At 52.4% G+C, this 15,148-nt stretch carries 19 protein-coding genes and 1 riboswitch; of the genes, 12 read left to right on the forward strand and 7 right to left on the reverse strand.

Annotated elements, in window-relative coordinates:
- From L5220_RS13335 to glgB, 4 genes are all read left to right on the forward strand, one after another.
- On the forward strand, positions 1 to 677 hold a 677-nt coding region (locus L5220_RS13335), incomplete at its 5' end, for an IS200/IS605 family accessory protein TnpB-related protein (RefSeq protein ID WP_499574111.1).
- Between the two features lie 147 nt (positions 678 to 824).
- A complete protein-coding gene (locus L5220_RS13340) occupies positions 825 to 1,370 on the forward strand; it encodes a hypothetical protein (protein ID WP_099798067.1) in 546 nt (181 codons plus the stop codon).
- Positions 1,371 to 1,376: 6 nt separating this feature from the next.
- Positions 1,377 to 2,477 (forward strand): quinone-dependent dihydroorotate dehydrogenase, encoded by a 1,101-nt coding sequence (locus L5220_RS13345; protein ID WP_499574113.1) that lies wholly within the window; start codon positions 1,377 to 1,379, stop codon positions 2,475 to 2,477.
- 88 nt (positions 2,478 to 2,565) lie between these two features.
- A complete protein-coding gene (gene glgB / locus L5220_RS13350) occupies positions 2,566 to 4,866 on the forward strand; it encodes a 1,4-alpha-glucan branching enzyme (RefSeq protein ID WP_499574115.1) in 2,301 nt (766 codons plus the stop codon).
- A gap of 134 nt (positions 4,867 to 5,000) precedes the next feature.
- On the opposite strand, the gene gifA is transcribed toward glgB, so the two are convergent.
- From gifA to L5220_RS13370, 4 genes are all read right to left on the reverse strand, one after another.
- Positions 5,001 to 5,444, reverse strand: a complete 444-nt coding sequence (gene gifA, locus L5220_RS13355; protein ID WP_499574117.1) for a glutamine synthetase inactivation factor IF7A — start codon at positions 5,442 to 5,444, stop codon at positions 5,001 to 5,003.
- Positions 5,445 to 5,488: 44 nt separating this feature from the next.
- Positions 5,489 to 5,568: riboswitch (Glutamine riboswitch) on the reverse strand.
- 125 nt (positions 5,569 to 5,693) lie between these two features.
- A complete protein-coding gene (locus L5220_RS13360) occupies positions 5,694 to 6,332 on the reverse strand; it encodes a Crp/Fnr family transcriptional regulator (RefSeq protein ID WP_099798073.1) in 639 nt (212 codons plus the stop codon).
- 174 nt (positions 6,333 to 6,506) lie between these two features.
- Complete coding sequence (gene trpE / locus L5220_RS13365; protein WP_499574128.1) at positions 6,507 to 8,027, reverse strand: anthranilate synthase component I; 1,521 nt, start codon at positions 8,025 to 8,027, stop codon at positions 6,507 to 6,509.
- Positions 8,028 to 8,059: 32 nt separating this feature from the next.
- Positions 8,060 to 8,899 carry an aldose epimerase family protein gene (locus L5220_RS13370; protein ID WP_499574119.1) on the reverse strand — a complete coding sequence of 280 codons (840 nt, stop codon included), beginning with the start codon at positions 8,897 to 8,899 and terminating at the stop codon, positions 8,060 to 8,062.
- 78 nt (positions 8,900 to 8,977) lie between these two features.
- Here L5220_RS13370 and L5220_RS13375 point away from each other — a divergent pair, with 78 nt between their 5' ends.
- From L5220_RS13375 to L5220_RS13400, 6 genes are all read left to right on the forward strand, one after another.
- Positions 8,978 to 9,346 carry a hypothetical protein gene (locus L5220_RS13375; protein ID WP_448527899.1) on the forward strand — a complete coding sequence of 123 codons (369 nt, stop codon included), beginning with the start codon at positions 8,978 to 8,980 and terminating at the stop codon, positions 9,344 to 9,346.
- 50 nt (positions 9,347 to 9,396) lie between these two features.
- On the forward strand, positions 9,397 to 9,738 hold the full coding sequence (locus L5220_RS13380; RefSeq protein ID WP_448514981.1) for a LapA family protein: 342 nt from the start codon (positions 9,397 to 9,399) through the stop codon (positions 9,736 to 9,738).
- 66 nt (positions 9,739 to 9,804) lie between these two features.
- Positions 9,805 to 10,377 carry a peptide deformylase gene (gene def, locus L5220_RS13385; protein ID WP_448514982.1) on the forward strand — a complete coding sequence of 191 codons (573 nt, stop codon included), beginning with the start codon at positions 9,805 to 9,807 and terminating at the stop codon, positions 10,375 to 10,377.
- A gap of 11 nt (positions 10,378 to 10,388) precedes the next feature.
- A complete protein-coding gene (locus L5220_RS13390; protein ID WP_099798079.1) occupies positions 10,389 to 10,589 on the forward strand; it encodes a hypothetical protein in 201 nt (66 codons plus the stop codon).
- A gap of 22 nt (positions 10,590 to 10,611) precedes the next feature.
- On the forward strand, positions 10,612 to 10,995 hold the full coding sequence (gcvH, locus tag L5220_RS13395) for a glycine cleavage system protein GcvH (RefSeq protein WP_448525483.1): 384 nt from the start codon (positions 10,612 to 10,614) through the stop codon (positions 10,993 to 10,995).
- A 5-nt stretch (positions 10,996 to 11,000) separates the two neighbouring features.
- Positions 11,001 to 11,936 (forward strand): branched-chain amino acid ABC transporter permease, encoded by a 936-nt coding sequence (locus L5220_RS13400; protein ID WP_499574121.1) that lies wholly within the window; start codon positions 11,001 to 11,003, stop codon positions 11,934 to 11,936.
- Positions 11,937 to 11,974: 38 nt separating this feature from the next.
- Here L5220_RS13400 and L5220_RS13405 read toward each other — a convergent pair whose 3' ends face one another.
- Entirely contained in the window at positions 11,975 to 12,355 is a 381-nt protein-coding gene (locus L5220_RS13405) for a hypothetical protein (protein WP_099798084.1), read from the reverse strand.
- Positions 12,356 to 12,631: 276 nt separating this feature from the next.
- Between L5220_RS13405 and L5220_RS13410 the strand changes: the two genes are divergently transcribed.
- Both L5220_RS13410 and L5220_RS13415 read left to right on the forward strand, forming a co-directional pair.
- The gene (locus L5220_RS13410) at positions 12,632 to 13,534 is read left to right on the forward strand and encodes a vitamin K epoxide reductase family protein (RefSeq protein WP_448514984.1); all 903 of its coding nucleotides are present in this window, start codon (positions 12,632 to 12,634) and stop codon (positions 13,532 to 13,534) included.
- A gap of 364 nt (positions 13,535 to 13,898) precedes the next feature.
- Positions 13,899 to 14,762, forward strand: coding sequence for a response regulator (locus L5220_RS13415; protein WP_499574124.1), 864 nt, complete (start codon positions 13,899 to 13,901; stop codon positions 14,760 to 14,762).
- Positions 14,763 to 14,803: 41 nt separating this feature from the next.
- Here the strand turns inward: L5220_RS13415 and L5220_RS13420 are convergent, their stop codons facing one another.
- Both L5220_RS13420 and L5220_RS13425 read right to left on the reverse strand, forming a co-directional pair.
- Positions 14,804 to 15,016: a zinc ribbon domain-containing protein gene (locus L5220_RS13420; protein WP_499574125.1), complete on the reverse strand. Its 213-nt coding sequence runs from the start codon at positions 15,014 to 15,016 to the stop codon at positions 14,804 to 14,806.
- A partial coding sequence (locus L5220_RS13425; protein ID WP_499574126.1) for a transposase occupies positions 14,949 to 15,148 on the reverse strand: 200 nt, incomplete at its 5' end. The genes L5220_RS13425 and L5220_RS13420, both read right to left, overlap by 68 nt.

Raw genomic sequence — 15,148 nt, forward strand, 5'->3', positions numbered from 1 at the left:
TGACCGGCGTGACAAATACTGGACTCGCCTTTGTGCTAGATGGTAGAGGGTTGGAATCTCGAAACCAATGGTTCAATAAGCAGGTTGCCAAATTCAAATCGATTCTGACTCATGGCAAGTCATCCATGAAGGGCGCGACCTCGAAGCGAATCCAACTTAATACCCATAAGCGAAATTGCTACGTGCGAGACTACATCAACAAAGCAGCACGGTGGGTCGTCAACTTCTGCTTGGAAAACGACATCGATACGATCATCTACGGTCGAAACAAAGGGCAGAAAGATGAAATCAATTTGGGTGCAAAAACGAATCAGGAGTTCGTGCAAATTCCGCACTACAAGCTGTTTGGACGAATTAAGCAGCTTTGTTTAATTTTCGGGATTCGATTAGTCGAAACCGAAGAATCGTATACGTCTCAAGCCTCGTTTTTTGATAATGACTTCTTGCCTACGTTCGGTGAAAAACCTGAAGGGTGGAAGGCATCAGGAAAACGAATTCTTAGAGGGCTGTACCGAACTGCTCAAGGATGGCTCATCAATGCAGACTGTAATGGAGCCTGCAACATCATGAGAAAGGTAAGCACAAAGCTCAATATCGATTTGAGTGGAGTGTGTAGAGGGGCTGTGGCAGCCCCTTCTAAGGTCAAGTTAGAGCAGATTGGCTTTGCTCTAGCCTAACTTAGAGAAGCCTCGCCGTTCCACGGCGGGGAGTGTCACAGAGTATAATAAGCAACTATAGTTGAGATCGTCCGATGCCGATGGCACGTCGCCAATAGGGCGATCACGGATTAAAACACGCAAGCATTGTCGTTAGGAGCGATCGCCATGAGTACCCCTGAACCTCCCCAACCCCCCACCGAAGAAACCCCTGCTAAAGCCAGCCGGAGTCCCCGTCGTCCTGCTGTCGCTAAGGAAGCCAGTGGTCAAATGGTCTCTTTGGCTGAAAAAGCAGCTCCCCTTGCCACCACCAGCCCCACAACCGCCACGGATATTGTGGTCTGGGAAACCTTTAACAGCGCTGGGCTGCGACCCATTGAAGCCAGCCGCGTCCAAGTCGTGCACATGATTAAGGATGCGGGCGATCGCCCGGTCTTGAGCAGTGGGCTACAAATTTACGACAACATCAACTCCGCAGGCATTCGCCCCATCGTTGCCACCGATTTTCGCGTTGTCGAGACCCTAAACATTATGGGAGTGCGACCCATTGCCGCCAACACTTTTGAAATTTTGGAAACCGTCAACTGGATGGGGATCCGTCCCATTACCACCAGTGGCCTGCACATTGCTGAGACCTACTATTCCGCTGGGGAGCGACCCGTGGCCTCCAATATCATTGACGATTCCCCTGTGCTCATGGGGTATCTGGATTAAGTTCCCTTGGAGTTAGACTTTTATCGCTCGCTGTTGCGTCCAGTTCTCTTTTCAGGTCTCAAGGCCGATCCTGAGCAGGTGCAGCAGCAATTCATAGCGGTCTGTCGCTGGCTAAACGCCGATACCCCCGTGCGCCGCTATCTGCGCCAACAGCTGCAACAGCGATTTGCTTATTCAGATGCGCGCCTAGAGCGACAGTTGTGGGGGCTGCGGTTTCCCAACCCCATTGGCTTAGCAGCGGGGTTTGACAAAAATGGTGTAGCTAGTTCGGTTTGGCAGGCCTTTGGCTTCGGCTTTGCGGAACTGGGAACCGTGACATGGCATCCCCAACCGGGTAACCCCCGGCCGCGCCTGTTTCGTTTACCCGCTGATTGGGCAGCTATTAATCGCATGGGCTTTAACAACCTTGGGGCAGAGGCAATGGCACAGCAACTGGCGCGATCGCCCCGACCGTCGATTCCCATTGGCATTAACCTAGGGAAATCCAAAATCACTCCCTTAGCCAACGCTAAAGACGACTATCTTGCCAGTTTTCGTTGCCTGTATCCTTGGGGGGATTACTTTGTGGTAAATGTGAGTTCTCCCAATACCCCTGGATTGCGGGATCTCCAAGCCAAGGAGCAGCTAGCCCCCATCCTAGAGGTGCTCCAACACGCCAACACCCCTCGCAAACCCCTTCTGCTCAAAATTGCCCCTGATCTGAGTTGGTCAGAGATTCGCGCCATCCTTGATCTCATCGAAACCTACGAACTCAGCGGCATTATTGCTACCAATACCACCATCTGCCGCGACGGCCTCAAAACCACCGTCATTCCTGCAACGGGGCGATCGCCCACAGAGGAAGCAGGGGGGCTAAGTGGTGCACCCCTCAAGGATCGTGCCACAGAGGTCATTCGCTTTATTCATCAAGAAACCCATGGTCGCTTACCAATCATTGGGGTTGGTGGTATCTTTAGGCCAGCGGATATTCACGAAAAATTAAATGCGGGGGCTAGTTTGGTACAACTGTACACCGGTTGGGTGTATCAAGGCCCCACCCTCCTCAAAGAGCTGCTTCAAGGCATGTTAGCCCTTTCAGCACCCTCTATCCCCGATCAGCCGATCTAAAAAATTCCGCCATGGCTTGTCAACAGGGGCATACAAATTGTTAACTTTTCTATAGTATCCTGTCTGTATTTTACGAAAGTATAAAAATATGACAATTTCGCCCGATCAGATTGACCGCATTGTATCCAACCAGCACCACGATCCCTTTGAAATTTTAGGATGTCATCAAATCAACGAAAATGGCCAGTCAGTGTGGGCGGTACGAGCCTATTTACCCAACGCCGAGCGCGTTAGTGTTCTGTGTCCCGAACAACGGCAGGAATACCCTATGGAATCGGTGCATCACCCCCACTTTTTTGAGTGCCGGATTCCTGTGGCTGAACTCAACAATTATCAACTGAAAATTTTTGAAAACGGCCATGAGCGGGTGACCTACGATCCCTATGCCTTTCGCTCCCCCAAGCTGACGGACTTTGACATTCATCTTTTTGCCGAGGGGAATCACCACCGCATCTACGAAAAACTCGGTGCCCATTTGCTGACGGTGGATGGGGTCTCGGGGGTGTACTTTGCAGTTTGGGCCCCCAATGCTCGCAACGTCTCCGTGATCGGCAACTTCAACCATTGGGATGGTCGCCAGCACCAGATGGCGCGGCGTGGTAATGGCATTTGGGAACTCTTTATTCCCGACCTTGGCGTGGGTGAACACTATAAGTACGAAATTAAAAATATCGACGGTCATATTTACGAAAAGTCGGATCCCTACGGTTTTGCCCAAGAACCACGCCCCAAAACCGCCTCTATTGTGACTGACTTAAACGCCTATCAGTGGCACGATCAGGAGTGGCTGGAAAAACGGCGCCACAGCGATCCCCTCAGTCAGCCAATTTCTGTCTTTGAGGTTCACCTAGGCTCATGGCTGCACGCCTCGATGGAGGAACCACCGCTGGATGCCACTGGTGCGCCCCAAGAACCCGTTCAAGTCGCAGAACTCAAGCCGTGGGCACGGTTCCTCACCTATCGGGAGCTGGCTGCAAAACTCATCCCCTACGTTAAGGAATTGGGCTACACCCACATTGAACTGCTCCCGGTGGCCGAGCATCCCTTTGATGGCTCCTGGGGGTATCAAGTCACTGGCTATTTTGCACCGACCTCCCGCTATGGCACGCCTCAAGACTTCATGTACTTTGTGGATCAGTGCCACCAAAATGACATTGGCGTTATTGTGGATTGGGTTCCCGGTCACTTTCCGAAGGATGGCCATGGCTTAGCCTTTTTTGATGGCACCCACCTCTACGAGCACGCCGACCCCCGTAAAGGGGAGCATAAAGAGTGGGGCACCCTTGTGTTTAACTATGGCCGCCACGAAGTCCGTAATTTTCTGGTGGCCAACGCCCTCTTTTGGTTTGATAAGTACCACATCGATGGCATTCGCGTGGATGCGGTGGCCTCGATGCTGTATTTAGACTATGGCCGCAAAGAGGGAGAGTGGGTTCCCAACGAGTATGGTGGACGCGAAAATTTGGAAGCAGCTAACTTCCTCCGCCAAGTCAACCATGTCATTTTTAGCTATTTTCCGGGCATTCTCTCGATTGCCGAAGAATCCACGGCATGGCCAATGGTCTCTTGGCCTACCTATACCGGCGGTCTTGGCTTTAACCTCAAGTGGAATATGGGGTGGATGCACGATATCCTTGACTATTTCAGTATGGATCCGTGGTTTCGCCAGTTCCACCAAAATAATGTCACCTTTAGTATGTGGTATCACCACAGCGAAAACTTTATGCTGGCCTTATCCCACGATGAGGTGGTGCACGGCAAGAGTAACATTATTGGCAAAATGCCGGGCGATCGCTGGCAGAAGTTTGCCAATTTCCGCTGTTTATTCACGTATATGTTTACGCATCCGGGCAAGAAAACCATGTTTATGGGGATGGAGTTTGCCCAGTGGAGTGAATGGAACGTCTGGAGTGATCTAGAGTGGCACCTGCTTCAGTATGAACCCCACCAGCAAATCAAACGCTTCTTTTGTGATTTGAATGCCCTCTACCGTTCTGAACCATCCCTCTATAGCCAAGATTTTAGCCAAGATGGGTTTGAGTGGATTGACTGTAGCGACAACCGCCACAGTGTGGTCTCCTTTATCCGTTGGGACAAAGACTATAAAGATTTTACAGTCGTTGTTTGTAACTTTACGCCCCAGCCCCATAGCCACTACCGCATTGGCGTGCCCGAACACGGGTTCTATACCGAACTGTTTAATAGTGATGCCCGCGAATACGGTGGCAGTAACATGGGTAACCTAGGGGGGAAATGGGCCGATGAATGGGCCTACCACCATCGCCGCTATTCCCTTGATCTGTGCTTACCTCCCCTTGGGGTGCTCATTCTGAAATTAGATCGGCAAAAAACCGCCGCCGAGCGCGCTCGTTATAGTGATACGGAGTAGCGAGTATTCGCGCCCACAATGAAAAACTCGCAGTAGGTGGATTCCTATTGCGAGTAATTGGCCTATTCGTATTCGAGTTCAACATTCAAGAGCCAACCCATGGCTCGCTAAAGTTAGTGTTGCTCCTCCTGCCTTTAGCTCATTGTGGCGTGGCTGCGATCGTAGCTTGTCCACGTGCCGGGCTTAATTTTGCCCTGAATCTGGCTCCAGTAGTGACCAGCAGCGGCGGGTAAGCCCATCTGGGCAATCATCCGTGTTAAGAGGGATTGCTCGCGATTTTTGATGTTTTGATGATGGTGAGTCATTAGTGCCCGCGACAGTTCTGTGAGGGTCACGGCTGGTTGGCCAGCATTGTCGGTGGCTACCATGCTAAGCGCTGGTGCAACTCCTTGGGCACCTGTGCGGTAAGCCACACCGCGATAGAGTAAATCGTTGACTGGCTGAGCTGGAGGATTCACTGCGCGGGTGCAGTGGTAGTTCCAACCGCGGTACTTGGCAACAACATCGGTAGCTTCGGTGCGGACTGCCGGAGGAACGTAATCGTACTGAATGCCGCGATAGGTAAGTGTGGTTTTCATAATCATCGCCCCAAATCATGAACTAGGTGGTTTTTAGCAACTGAGGCGCGTTCCTTCGGGAGAGTCTCCCTACTTCCGTCTTCGCTGGCGATTTTTAAGTCGTTCTCTAGCGAAGATGAACGATTTATTTCTGTATCTAATTTAACACTTTTGCCTCTATGAGAGCAAGTTTTTACAAAAATTCATACTATTAAGCTCTAAGAGGCTCCATCGGTATGAACCGCACGCGGTTTTTGGTAAGGCGAATGCCTAGAGGGGGGAGGGCTCGCTGTTGGCGGTAATGATAATGTGGCGATCGCGATCGTAGGTGAGCCAGTGTTCAGCGCGGAGTTTGCCGAGCAAACGAGTCATCGTCACGCGACTGGTACCGATGGCGGTGGCGAGTTGTTGGTGCGTTAAGCGAACGCTGTAGCGGCTACCGAGGGGATGGGGTTGGCCAATTTCTGCTTTTAGGAGCAGGAGGAGATGACGGAGGCGCTCTTCAATGCGGCGGTGGCTGGCGATGGCCAGTAGCACTTCTGCTTGACGCAAGCGTCGGGTCAAGCCTCGCACTAAGCCTTGGGTGAGGTTTGGCGAGGATTCCACCTCCACTAATGAGAAGAGCATTAACTCAACCCTTGAAAGTGCTTTGGCGTGGTAGGCATTTAGGCTACTGAAGGGGAGGCCAAAGGCCGTGCTAGGGGTCGCTAGACCCACCACCACTTCTTCACCGTCGGGGTGTAGCAAGTTTAGGAGGACAACACCCTTGCTCACGAGCCAAACGCGCTCTGGTTCCATCCAGATGACATCTCCTGCTCCGAAGCTGTGGAGTCGCGAGGGAGAGGGAGTCGCTGTTTCCCGAAAGAGTCCCTCTGGGCGAGGCGGCGCAGCAGCAAGGAAGTTGGCCATGGTATCAAGACCTCAAGCAAGATAACCAATGTTGAACCCATAGCCCAAGACATTGGTGGCTTTGACGATTGAACGACTCACACTTACGACATGAACTGAGTCGGTCAGGACAAAACTACTGCCCACTATAGGTGGTCAATGTGAAGTTTAGTTAAAGTGTTTGTCAATGTTAGGTTAAGGTTTGGCACTCAGGGCAGAAATGGCCTCCAGTAAGCCCCGGGCTTTATTGAGGGTTTCTTCAAATTCTCGCTGTGGATCAGAGTCAGCCACAATACCCGCGCCAGCTTGAACGTGGATCAGGTGTTGGTCTGCCTTGAGAGGCTGTACCACCATGGTGCGGATGGCGATCGCCGTGTTGAGTTGGCCTTCAAAGTCGTAGTAACCGTAGGCACCAGAATAGGGGCCTCGTCGCTCGCCTTCAAGGGCATGGATAATCTCCATCGCACGAATTTTGGGGGCACCACTGACGGTTCCTGCCGGAAAGCAGGCTTGCAGTAAGTCCCATGCGGTTTTCTCTGGCAACAGTTCACCAATGACATTACTGACAATGTGCATGACGTGGGAGTAGCGTTCAATTACCATGAACTCTTCCACCTGGACGCTGCCTTGGCGACAGACCCGCCCTAAATCGTTGCGACCTAGATCCACGAGCATGACGTGTTCTGCCACTTCTTTATCGTCGGCTAGGAGCTCTGCCGCTAACTGTTGATCTTCGGCGTAGGTGCGCCCCCGTTTGCGCGTTCCCGCAATGGGGCGAACGGTGGCCAGCAGGCGATCGGGCTGGGTGGGGTGGTGTTCTGCTTTGACCATCACCTCAGGGCTAGAGCCAATAATCTGCCAATTGCCAAATTGAAAGTAGGCCATGTAGGGGGAGGGGTTGATCAGCCGCAGGGAGCGGTAAAGAGAAAAGGGATCGCCACGATAGGTGGCACTGAGGCGTTGGGAGAGCACCACTTGAAAAATATCCCCGGCGCGAATGTAATCTTTGGCACGCTCAACGTTGGCACAAAACTGCTCAGGGGTGGTGTTGCTGGTGTAGATGGGGGAGGGCTGGTGAGGCTGCCAGTGGAGATGAGTACTGTTGCTGGGATGTCCTATTTGGAGTTGGGTCAGGAGCCGCTCGAGGCGATCGCCCGCGTGGGTATAGGCGGTTTTAAGGTCAGTGTGGCGAGTGTCGGCATAGACCACGGCCCAAATTTTACGCTTCACCTGATCAAAGATAAGGATTTGATCCACTTGCATCCACACCCCGTCTGGCAGGTCATCAGCGGTGGGGGGATGAATGGGTACGCGTGGTTCAATCCACTGAATAAGTTCATAGCCCCAAAAGCCAAACAGACCACCAATGCCAGCAGGAAGTTGAGGGAGTTTGACTGGCTGGTAGGGTGCCAAGCACGCCGCCAAAATCTCAAAGGGGTTGCCTTCAAAGGTGGTTACCCCGCCATCGCGGTGGGTTTGGGTGGTTTGGTTCCCCCGGGTTTCCAGAACCCACAGGGGATCGCAACTCAGCAGGCTATAGCGAGCTAATGTCTCACCCCCCTCAACGGACTCCAGCAAAAAGTTATAGGGGCGATCGCGACAGACCCGATACCACGCCGAGACGGGGGTATCCATATCGGCAACCCACTCTTGGTAAAGGGGAATGAAGTTACCAGTGGTGGCAAGATCGCAAAACGTCTTGAAGTCGGGATACATGGGTGCGCCAGTCAAACCTATACGATTGTCGCCTATTGGGGGGCATTCGTAGCGGCAACAGCAATCTCAACCCCCAAGGTTGTACGACTTTGGGGCGGCACTTGGAGGAGATCCACCCCTGTATTCAAGGCATTGCGGGGGGCGGTCCATGGTTCTAGGCAATAGTAGGGTTTACCCTGAAGTGTCCAAAATACCAACGTCGTAAACGCCAGATCGTAGCGCAGGGTGAGGCAGTACTGCTGCTGATGATCACAAACCTGTGCCCGTTGACCATGCAGAGGACGACACGCCAAATCCAGTTCCACAGCCCCCCAGTCAAAGGTACCCGCAAAGGTTAAGGGCTGCTGTGTTTTTTGATCCACCATTGCATGAACTGGCAGATCAAAGCTGAGTTGAGTTTTGTCCGTGACCGCAAAGTAGGGGTGAAGTCCAAAACTAAAGGGCAGAGGGGTCTCGGCAGGATTTGCTACCTCAAGGGAGATGGCCAGCACATTGGCCCGTAGCCGATAGGTCAGGGTCAACCGAAAGGCAAAGGGATAGACTTGGCGCGTGGCGTCACTATCGCTCAAACCCAAGCACAAGCGATCGGCCTGCTGATCTAAGACGTGCCACGGCAGATCCCGGGCAAAGCCGTGTTGTTTCAGGGTGTAGGCGCGCCCCCCATAGTAGAAGAGGTCATCGGGTAAGTTACCACAGATAGGAAATAGCAGTGGAATCCCCCCACGCACACTCAACTCAGGATGGGCAAAACGCTCGCGGTCTAGGTACAGCAACTCGTGTTCGTGCCACCGCCACCGGGTAATCAACCCGCCCCGCTCAGGAACAACCTCCAGCAGGGCTTGCTCAGCGTGTAGGGTGTAGGGCATGACCATCTCTTTGCTCCATGCTGGATTCTAGGATACACCGACCGCCTAAGCTACAATAGCGGCAATGCCCTTGGAGGGATTGCCATGACCCTAAAATTTGCCAGCTTGAACCCGACCCTACGTTTTTGGCTCACCATCTTAGGAGTGACATGGCTGTTGGGGGTGTTGGGGCTGGGCTGGTTGGTGCAGTCCTTTGCGATTCTGCTGCTTATTCTGATGGTGACACCAGTACTGTTGGTGGTAGGGCTGCAACTGTGGTTGCGATGGACGCTGGTGACCGCCGCCTGTCCAGTGTGTAGGTTTGAATTTAGCAGTCTCAATAACACCCAAACTCAGTGCCCGGCCTGTGGTGAAGTGCTGGTGGTGCGCGATCGCCAGTTTCAGCGGTTAACACCGCCTGGAACAATTGATGTTACCGCAGTAGAAGTCAATGCTAGTGTGATCGATGATTGACCACAGTGGTATGATCAGCCTCAGACCGTGAGTGTGTGGCAGGATGCCCTATGCGACAGTTAAACTTCGTTATGATATTTGTCATTGGCTTGGCTCTAGTTCTCTTTAGTATTCAAAATACGGATCCTGTTAGTATCAAAATCATTGAAGGAAAAGTCATTCAAGCCCCCCTCTGTATCGAGTTGATTGTGGCGATGGGGATTGGTGCTGTTTTTGCGTGGGTCTTTAGCGTTTGGGTGCAAGTACAACACATCTTCACGGTACGGGTGGAAATGGAGGCTCGCGATGAGCAAATTGCCCACCTTGAGCAAGATTTAGAGCGCTATAAAGCCGCCCTTGAGGAGCAGCAACGTCTGCTGCCGAGTGTCAGTAGTGCATCGGTGGAGCAGTAGGCCAGCGGCAGCAAAATTCGTTAGGCTATTTACAGTGATTAGGTTTTGTTGTCCTTTACGTGTCCTATGGCTACCTCTGAATCCCTTGGTATTGAAAAGAAAAAGTTAAAAAAGCCGCCGTTGCAACTGCATTACCTTGGCGATCGCATCCTGCGTCAGCCCGCCAAGCGGGTTGCCAAGGTCGATGACAATGTTCGCCAAGTTGTCCGGCAAATGCTCCAAACGATGTACAGTGCCGATGGTATTGGTTTGGCCGCTCCTCAAGTCGGGATTAATAAACAAATTTTGGTTATTGATATTCACCTTGATGATCCTGACGTTCCGCCCTTAGTGATGATTAACCCGGTGATCAAGGAGGTGAGTGAGGACTTAGAACTATCTCAGGAAGGCTGCCTCAGTATTCCGGGGGTATTTCTGGAGGTGCGCCGACCCGCCATGGTGGAAGTGGCCTACAAAGATGAGTGGGGACGGCCTCAGACCCTCGTGGCTGGGGGGCTGCTGGCGCGTGCCATCCAACACGAAATTGATCACCTCATGGGTGTGATGTTTGTGGATCGGGTGGAAAATCAGGCATTGTTGCGCCACGAGCTGAAGGAACACGGGTTTGCCAACAGCACAGTGCGCTCCATTGCTGCTTGAGGACACCCTGAGTGCTGAAAAGTTACCTCTACTTGTTAGTAGCCTGTATTGCGGCGATCGCCACAATTGGGTCTATTTTTGAGCTAAGCTCCGGGGATGCCCAGCTTGGCACCGCCCTCACCACAGGGATTTTAGTCCTCAGTGTGCCCCTTGGCCTAGGTTGTTTTATTGCTGCTGTACGCCTTGGTCGCATGGGCGATCGCTCCGAATAATGCCGCCTCACCTTAAGTGCCTATGACCCTCACCTACCCCGACGATCTGCAATACCTTGACACCCACGAGTACCTCCGCCTTGAAGGAGAGATAGCCACCCTCGGCATTAGCGCCTTCGCAGTGGATCAACTGGGGGACATTGTATTTGTTGAGCTACCCGCTGTAGGAGACACCCTAGACCCCGGTAAGCGGTTTGGCACCATAGAGTCGGTCAAGGCAGTGGAAGATTTGTACGCCCCCTTTGCTGGAAGGGTGATTGCCGTTAACGAGGCCGTTGTCGAGAACCCTGAGCAAATTGCCCTAGATCCCTATGGTGAAGGTTGGCTGGTGCAAGTTCACATCACCACTCCCCCCACCGGCACCCTTTCTGCTAGTGCCTATCGTGCTCTGGTGGAAGGGACATAACCCCGATGGTGATTCCCAGCCTGCAACTTGTTGTAGATGGGCTGGCCACGGGCAGTGTCTATGCCATTTTTGCCCTTGGCTATACACTGGTGTTTTCAATTCTCGGCATCATTAACTTTGCCCACGGTGCTCTATTCGCCGTAGGGGCTTACATCACCTATGCATTGTTGGGGGGGCGCTTTGGCTTTAATGGCATCTTAGCCAACTGGCAACTGCCGATTGCCCTGCCCTTTGCGGCTGCGTTGATCTTGAGTAGCTTGCTCTGTGGGCTGCTAGGGGTTGCCATTGAATGGGGGGTTTTTCGGCCATTACGCCAGCAACGCGCCGATACGCTCCTCACCGTTGTGGCTAGCTTGGGTGTGGCTGTGCTCTTAACTAACCTCATTCAATACCTTGTCGGCGCTGAGGTTTACACCTATCCCGATCAACTCTACGGTGCGCTGCCCTTAACCCTTCGCTTGGGTGAGCTGAGCCTGCGCAGCAGTCAGTTTGTGATCCTCAGTGTTTCCCTAGTATTGATGGTGGGGCTGACCTATTGGGTGAACTATACCCGCCTAGGCAAAGCCCTGCAGGCAGTGGCGGAAAATCCGCTGGCGGCTACCCTAGTGGGAATTGATGGCGATCGCATCATTACCCTGACGTTTTTTGTTAGCAGTGCCCTTGCAGCAGTTGCCGGTACCCTTGTTGCCTCTAGTGTCAGTATCACAGGCCCGCAGTTTGGTGTCACCTTTGGTCTTAAGGGCTTAGCTGTCATTGTTTTGGGGGGGCTGGGGAGCTTACCCGGAACCATGCTGGCAGGGTTTTTGATTGGGTTAATTGAAGCGATGATTCCCGCTGCAGCCTCCGGCTTTCGTGATGCAGTGGCCTTTGGCATTTTGTTTCTTATCCTGCTGCTGCGCCCTCAAGGGCTGCTAGGGCGACCCCCCATCGAAAAAGTCTGACTCCCACCCTCAACGGTTGGTCAGTGTCACAAAAACAGTCATTGCCGACACACCCAATGCCATAGGGGATGCTGCGCTCCCTGATGGCGAATACGCAACACTTGTTTCTCTAACCGTTGTTGCCACTTGGGCGATCGCCCCCACAAAATATTGCGGGTCTGCCAGTAGAGAACACTGAGGGTGAGGCCAATACAAAACGCTAAGCCCAACGAAGGCAGACGATTAAACATAATGCCGTAGCGCAGAGCGGCCCACGTAAAATGCTCCTTGAGCAAGCTCATCTCGTAGCGAAAGCCCCACAAACTGGCTAGCCCCACCGTCAACCACAGCACAAAAACCATACTCCATCGCATGTAAACCGTTAACCGATGGAGGCGCTCCACTTGTTGCTGAAATTCTGACTCAACTACATCTTGCATCTGTCGTAATCATACTGCGATCCTCTGGCTATTTAGTTGTGGCTCATGGCTGCGAGTTTGACGACGCTGTTCCAAGCACACACCACGGTATCCCCCTACCCCTATTCCTTTCAATTCTATAGCGTTGGCCTGTCCGGATGGGGGGTCTCATACCCCAATGCCCCGTCTGTTGATCTAGGTGCTGCCCTGTCTAAGGCAGCTTACCTCTCAAGCTATAATGAACTGGATCAATTCCTGAGGGTGCTTGTGTCCTCGGTGTCACCCGGAGGTTAACCTATGGTTCGACGTCGCTCAACTCCTTGGATTCATCGCTGGTCCCGCTGGTTTATTAGCGGTATTGCCCTTGCGGGGATGGCGGTTACCGCTTACTTGACGATCGCAAAGTTAACCAATCAGGATGTCACCTGTCCAACCAATGGTTGCGACATTGTACTCAATAGCCCGTGGGCAACTGTGTTTGGCATTCCCCTATCCCTATTGGGGTTTGTGGCCTACACAGGGATGCTGTCGCTGGCACTCTTCCCACTGCTGCTGCACCAACCCCAACAAAAGGAGTTGCGCAAGCGCGCCGAGGGCACGACGTGGATGCTGCTATTTATAGGTGCCACCGCCATGGCAGCCTTTAGTAGCTATTTAATGTACATTTTGGCCACCGCCATTCAAGCGTCTTGCCCCTACTGTATTGCCTCCGCTCTCTTTAGCTGGGCCTTTTTAGTATTGGCAGTGATTGGTCATGACTGGGGCGATCGCGGCCAATTATTTTTTACGGGCTTTATTGTAGCAGTAATTACACTGGTGGGGGTATTTGGCGTTTACAACACAACGATGGTGCGGGATGACGGTGGCCCTGGGATACCCATCGTCAATACCTCTGGGCCTGCGGAAATTGCCTTGGCACGCCATCTAACCCAAAGCGGTGCCGTGATGTACGGTGCCTATTGGTGTAGCCACTGCCACGATCAAAAAGAACTATTTGGCAAAGAAGCCGTCCGTGAACTCACCTACGTTGAATGTGATCCCAATGGTGCCAACCCCCAAGTAGAGCGCTGCCGGGCAAAGGGGATTCAAGGCTATCCTACGTGGGAAATTAATGATCAACTCTACTCAGGAACGCGATCGCTAACGGAATTGGGGCAGCTCACCCAGTATCGTGGCTCCTATGCCTTTAAGAACCAATAATCTGGCATAGGCAACTATTGCCATCCTCCCCGCCGCAAGCGGATGGGGTTTTTCGCTCACATTCGATAAACTTGCTCAAGCCCCTGCGGGAGGTCATTGCGACAAAGAGGCTAAAGCAGGTAACCTCTGGCGTCACCCGTTTGGGGGCAACTAGCAGGCTCATACAGCCCAAGACTCCCCTTCTCACCTACTCCGTACATTTGAGGATGCCTCAATTCTGATTATTTCTGATTATTCTAGTCAGAAGCTAACACGCTCCCCAGTGGTCGCTATGGTTGCCTCCATGCCCAGAAACAGGGGCACGTTTGATAGGATGGGGACTATCTAGTGCACTGACCCACGATCGCCATTGGGAGGCCACCGCATGACCACCGACCTCTTTGATTCAGGGGCGGGCAGCATCTTAATTGTCGATGATACCCCTGAAAATGTTGAAGTCTTGACTGCCTTACTGCAAATGGAGGGCTACGATGTCCGCGGAGCCATTAGTGGTCAAATGGCACTCATGGGAATTGAAGCAGAGCCACCGGATGTCATTCTCCTTGATATCATGATGCCAGACATGAACGGCTATGAAGTGTGCCAAACCCTCAAGGAAAACCCCAAGACCCAGTCTATTCCAGTTATTTTCATTAGTGCACTGGATGACGTCTTCGATAAGGTAAAAGCCTTTGAGGTAGGGGGCGCGGACTACGTCAGTAAGCCGTTTCAGCAGGCGGAAGTGCTAGCTCGGGTCAAAAACCAACTCACTATTGCACTGTTGCAGCGTAAACTGCGGCAAAAAAATGTCCTCCTTAAGAAGCAAAATCAGCAATTACAGGAAATCATTGAAGAACGACGGGAGCTAGTATCCTCACTGCAAGCGGCTGAAGAAAAGTATCGGCAAATGTTTGAGGAAGCGGCAATTGGCATTTATCAAAGCTCGCCGGAGGGGGTGTATTTTAAAGTGAATGACACCCTTGCACGCATCTATGGCTATGCTGATGCTCAGGACTGGCTAGCAGATATTGAGCACCACACCCAGCGTCCCTACGTGGACAGTAGCGCTTGGGAAAGGTTTCAGCAGCAAGTTCAAAGTCGTGGTGTTGTTCAGAACCTTGTATCTAAGGTGTATCGAGTTGATGACAGTATTACTACGATTTGTGAAAGTGCGCGTCCTGTCAAGAGTGAAGACGGCCAACTCCTCTACTATGAGGGATTTGTCTTTGAGCTGCCCACCCGCAACTAGTTGACATCCTCCCCGCCGCAAGCAGCGGGGATTCCCAAGCCTCACGACTTAGGTTTCTGCTTCTTTCCATTGCTGGACTTTCGCAACTGCCCTTTGAGCGTGTGCTCATCAGGTCTTACGTTAGCTCCACAGACTGACACCATGTGTCCCACGGCCAACATGTTTATCGCTGCATTCATATCTCGGTCATGGTGGACTCCACACTTGGGACAATCCCACTCCCGCACAGGCAACGGCAATCGTTTGGTTTTCACGGATGAGCCGCGTCGTTACCCTGTGCAGATGGTCTTGTCTGGCGTTGGCAATCTGTTGGTGGATTCGAGCAAGGTTAAGTCGTGCTTTTTCTCGATTGCGAGACCCCTTTTGCTTGCGACTCAATGCCTTTT

Source organism: Synechococcus sp. PCC 6716 (genome assembly GCF_022570815.1).
Lineage (GTDB): Bacteria > Cyanobacteriota > Cyanobacteriia > Thermosynechococcales > Thermosynechococcaceae > Thermosynechococcus > Thermosynechococcus lividus.

Excerpts from the sequence above, each read along its gene's own strand:
- L5220_RS13340 (WP_099798067.1), top strand. The coding sequence starts at position 825 with ATGAGTACCCCTGAACCTCCCCAACCCCCCACCGAAGAAACCCCTGCT.
- glgB (WP_499574115.1), top strand. The coding sequence starts at position 2,566 with ATGACAATTTCGCCCGATCAGATTGACCGCATTGTATCCAACCAGCAC.
- gifA (WP_499574117.1), bottom strand. The coding sequence starts at position 5,444 with ATGAAAACCACACTTACCTATCGCGGCATTCAGTACGATTACGTTCCT.
- L5220_RS13360 (WP_099798073.1), bottom strand. The coding sequence starts at position 6,332 with ATGGCCAACTTCCTTGCTGCTGCGCCGCCTCGCCCAGAGGGACTCTTT.
- trpE (WP_499574128.1), bottom strand. The coding sequence starts at position 8,027 with ATGTATCCCGACTTCAAGACGTTTTGCGATCTTGCCACCACTGGTAAC.
- L5220_RS13370 (WP_499574119.1), bottom strand. The coding sequence starts at position 8,899 with ATGGTCATGCCCTACACCCTACACGCTGAGCAAGCCCTGCTGGAGGTT.
- L5220_RS13375 (WP_448527899.1), top strand. The coding sequence starts at position 8,978 with ATGACCCTAAAATTTGCCAGCTTGAACCCGACCCTACGTTTTTGGCTC.
- L5220_RS13380 (WP_448514981.1), top strand. The coding sequence starts at position 9,397 with ATGCGACAGTTAAACTTCGTTATGATATTTGTCATTGGCTTGGCTCTA.
- def (WP_448514982.1), top strand. The coding sequence starts at position 9,805 with ATGGCTACCTCTGAATCCCTTGGTATTGAAAAGAAAAAGTTAAAAAAG.
- gcvH (WP_448525483.1), top strand. The coding sequence starts at position 10,612 with ATGACCCTCACCTACCCCGACGATCTGCAATACCTTGACACCCACGAG.
- L5220_RS13400 (WP_499574121.1), top strand. The coding sequence starts at position 11,001 with ATGGTGATTCCCAGCCTGCAACTTGTTGTAGATGGGCTGGCCACGGGC.
- L5220_RS13405 (WP_099798084.1), bottom strand. The coding sequence starts at position 12,355 with ATGCAAGATGTAGTTGAGTCAGAATTTCAGCAACAAGTGGAGCGCCTC.
- L5220_RS13410 (WP_448514984.1), top strand. The coding sequence starts at position 12,632 with ATGGTTCGACGTCGCTCAACTCCTTGGATTCATCGCTGGTCCCGCTGG.
- L5220_RS13415 (WP_499574124.1), top strand. The coding sequence starts at position 13,899 with ATGACCACCGACCTCTTTGATTCAGGGGCGGGCAGCATCTTAATTGTC.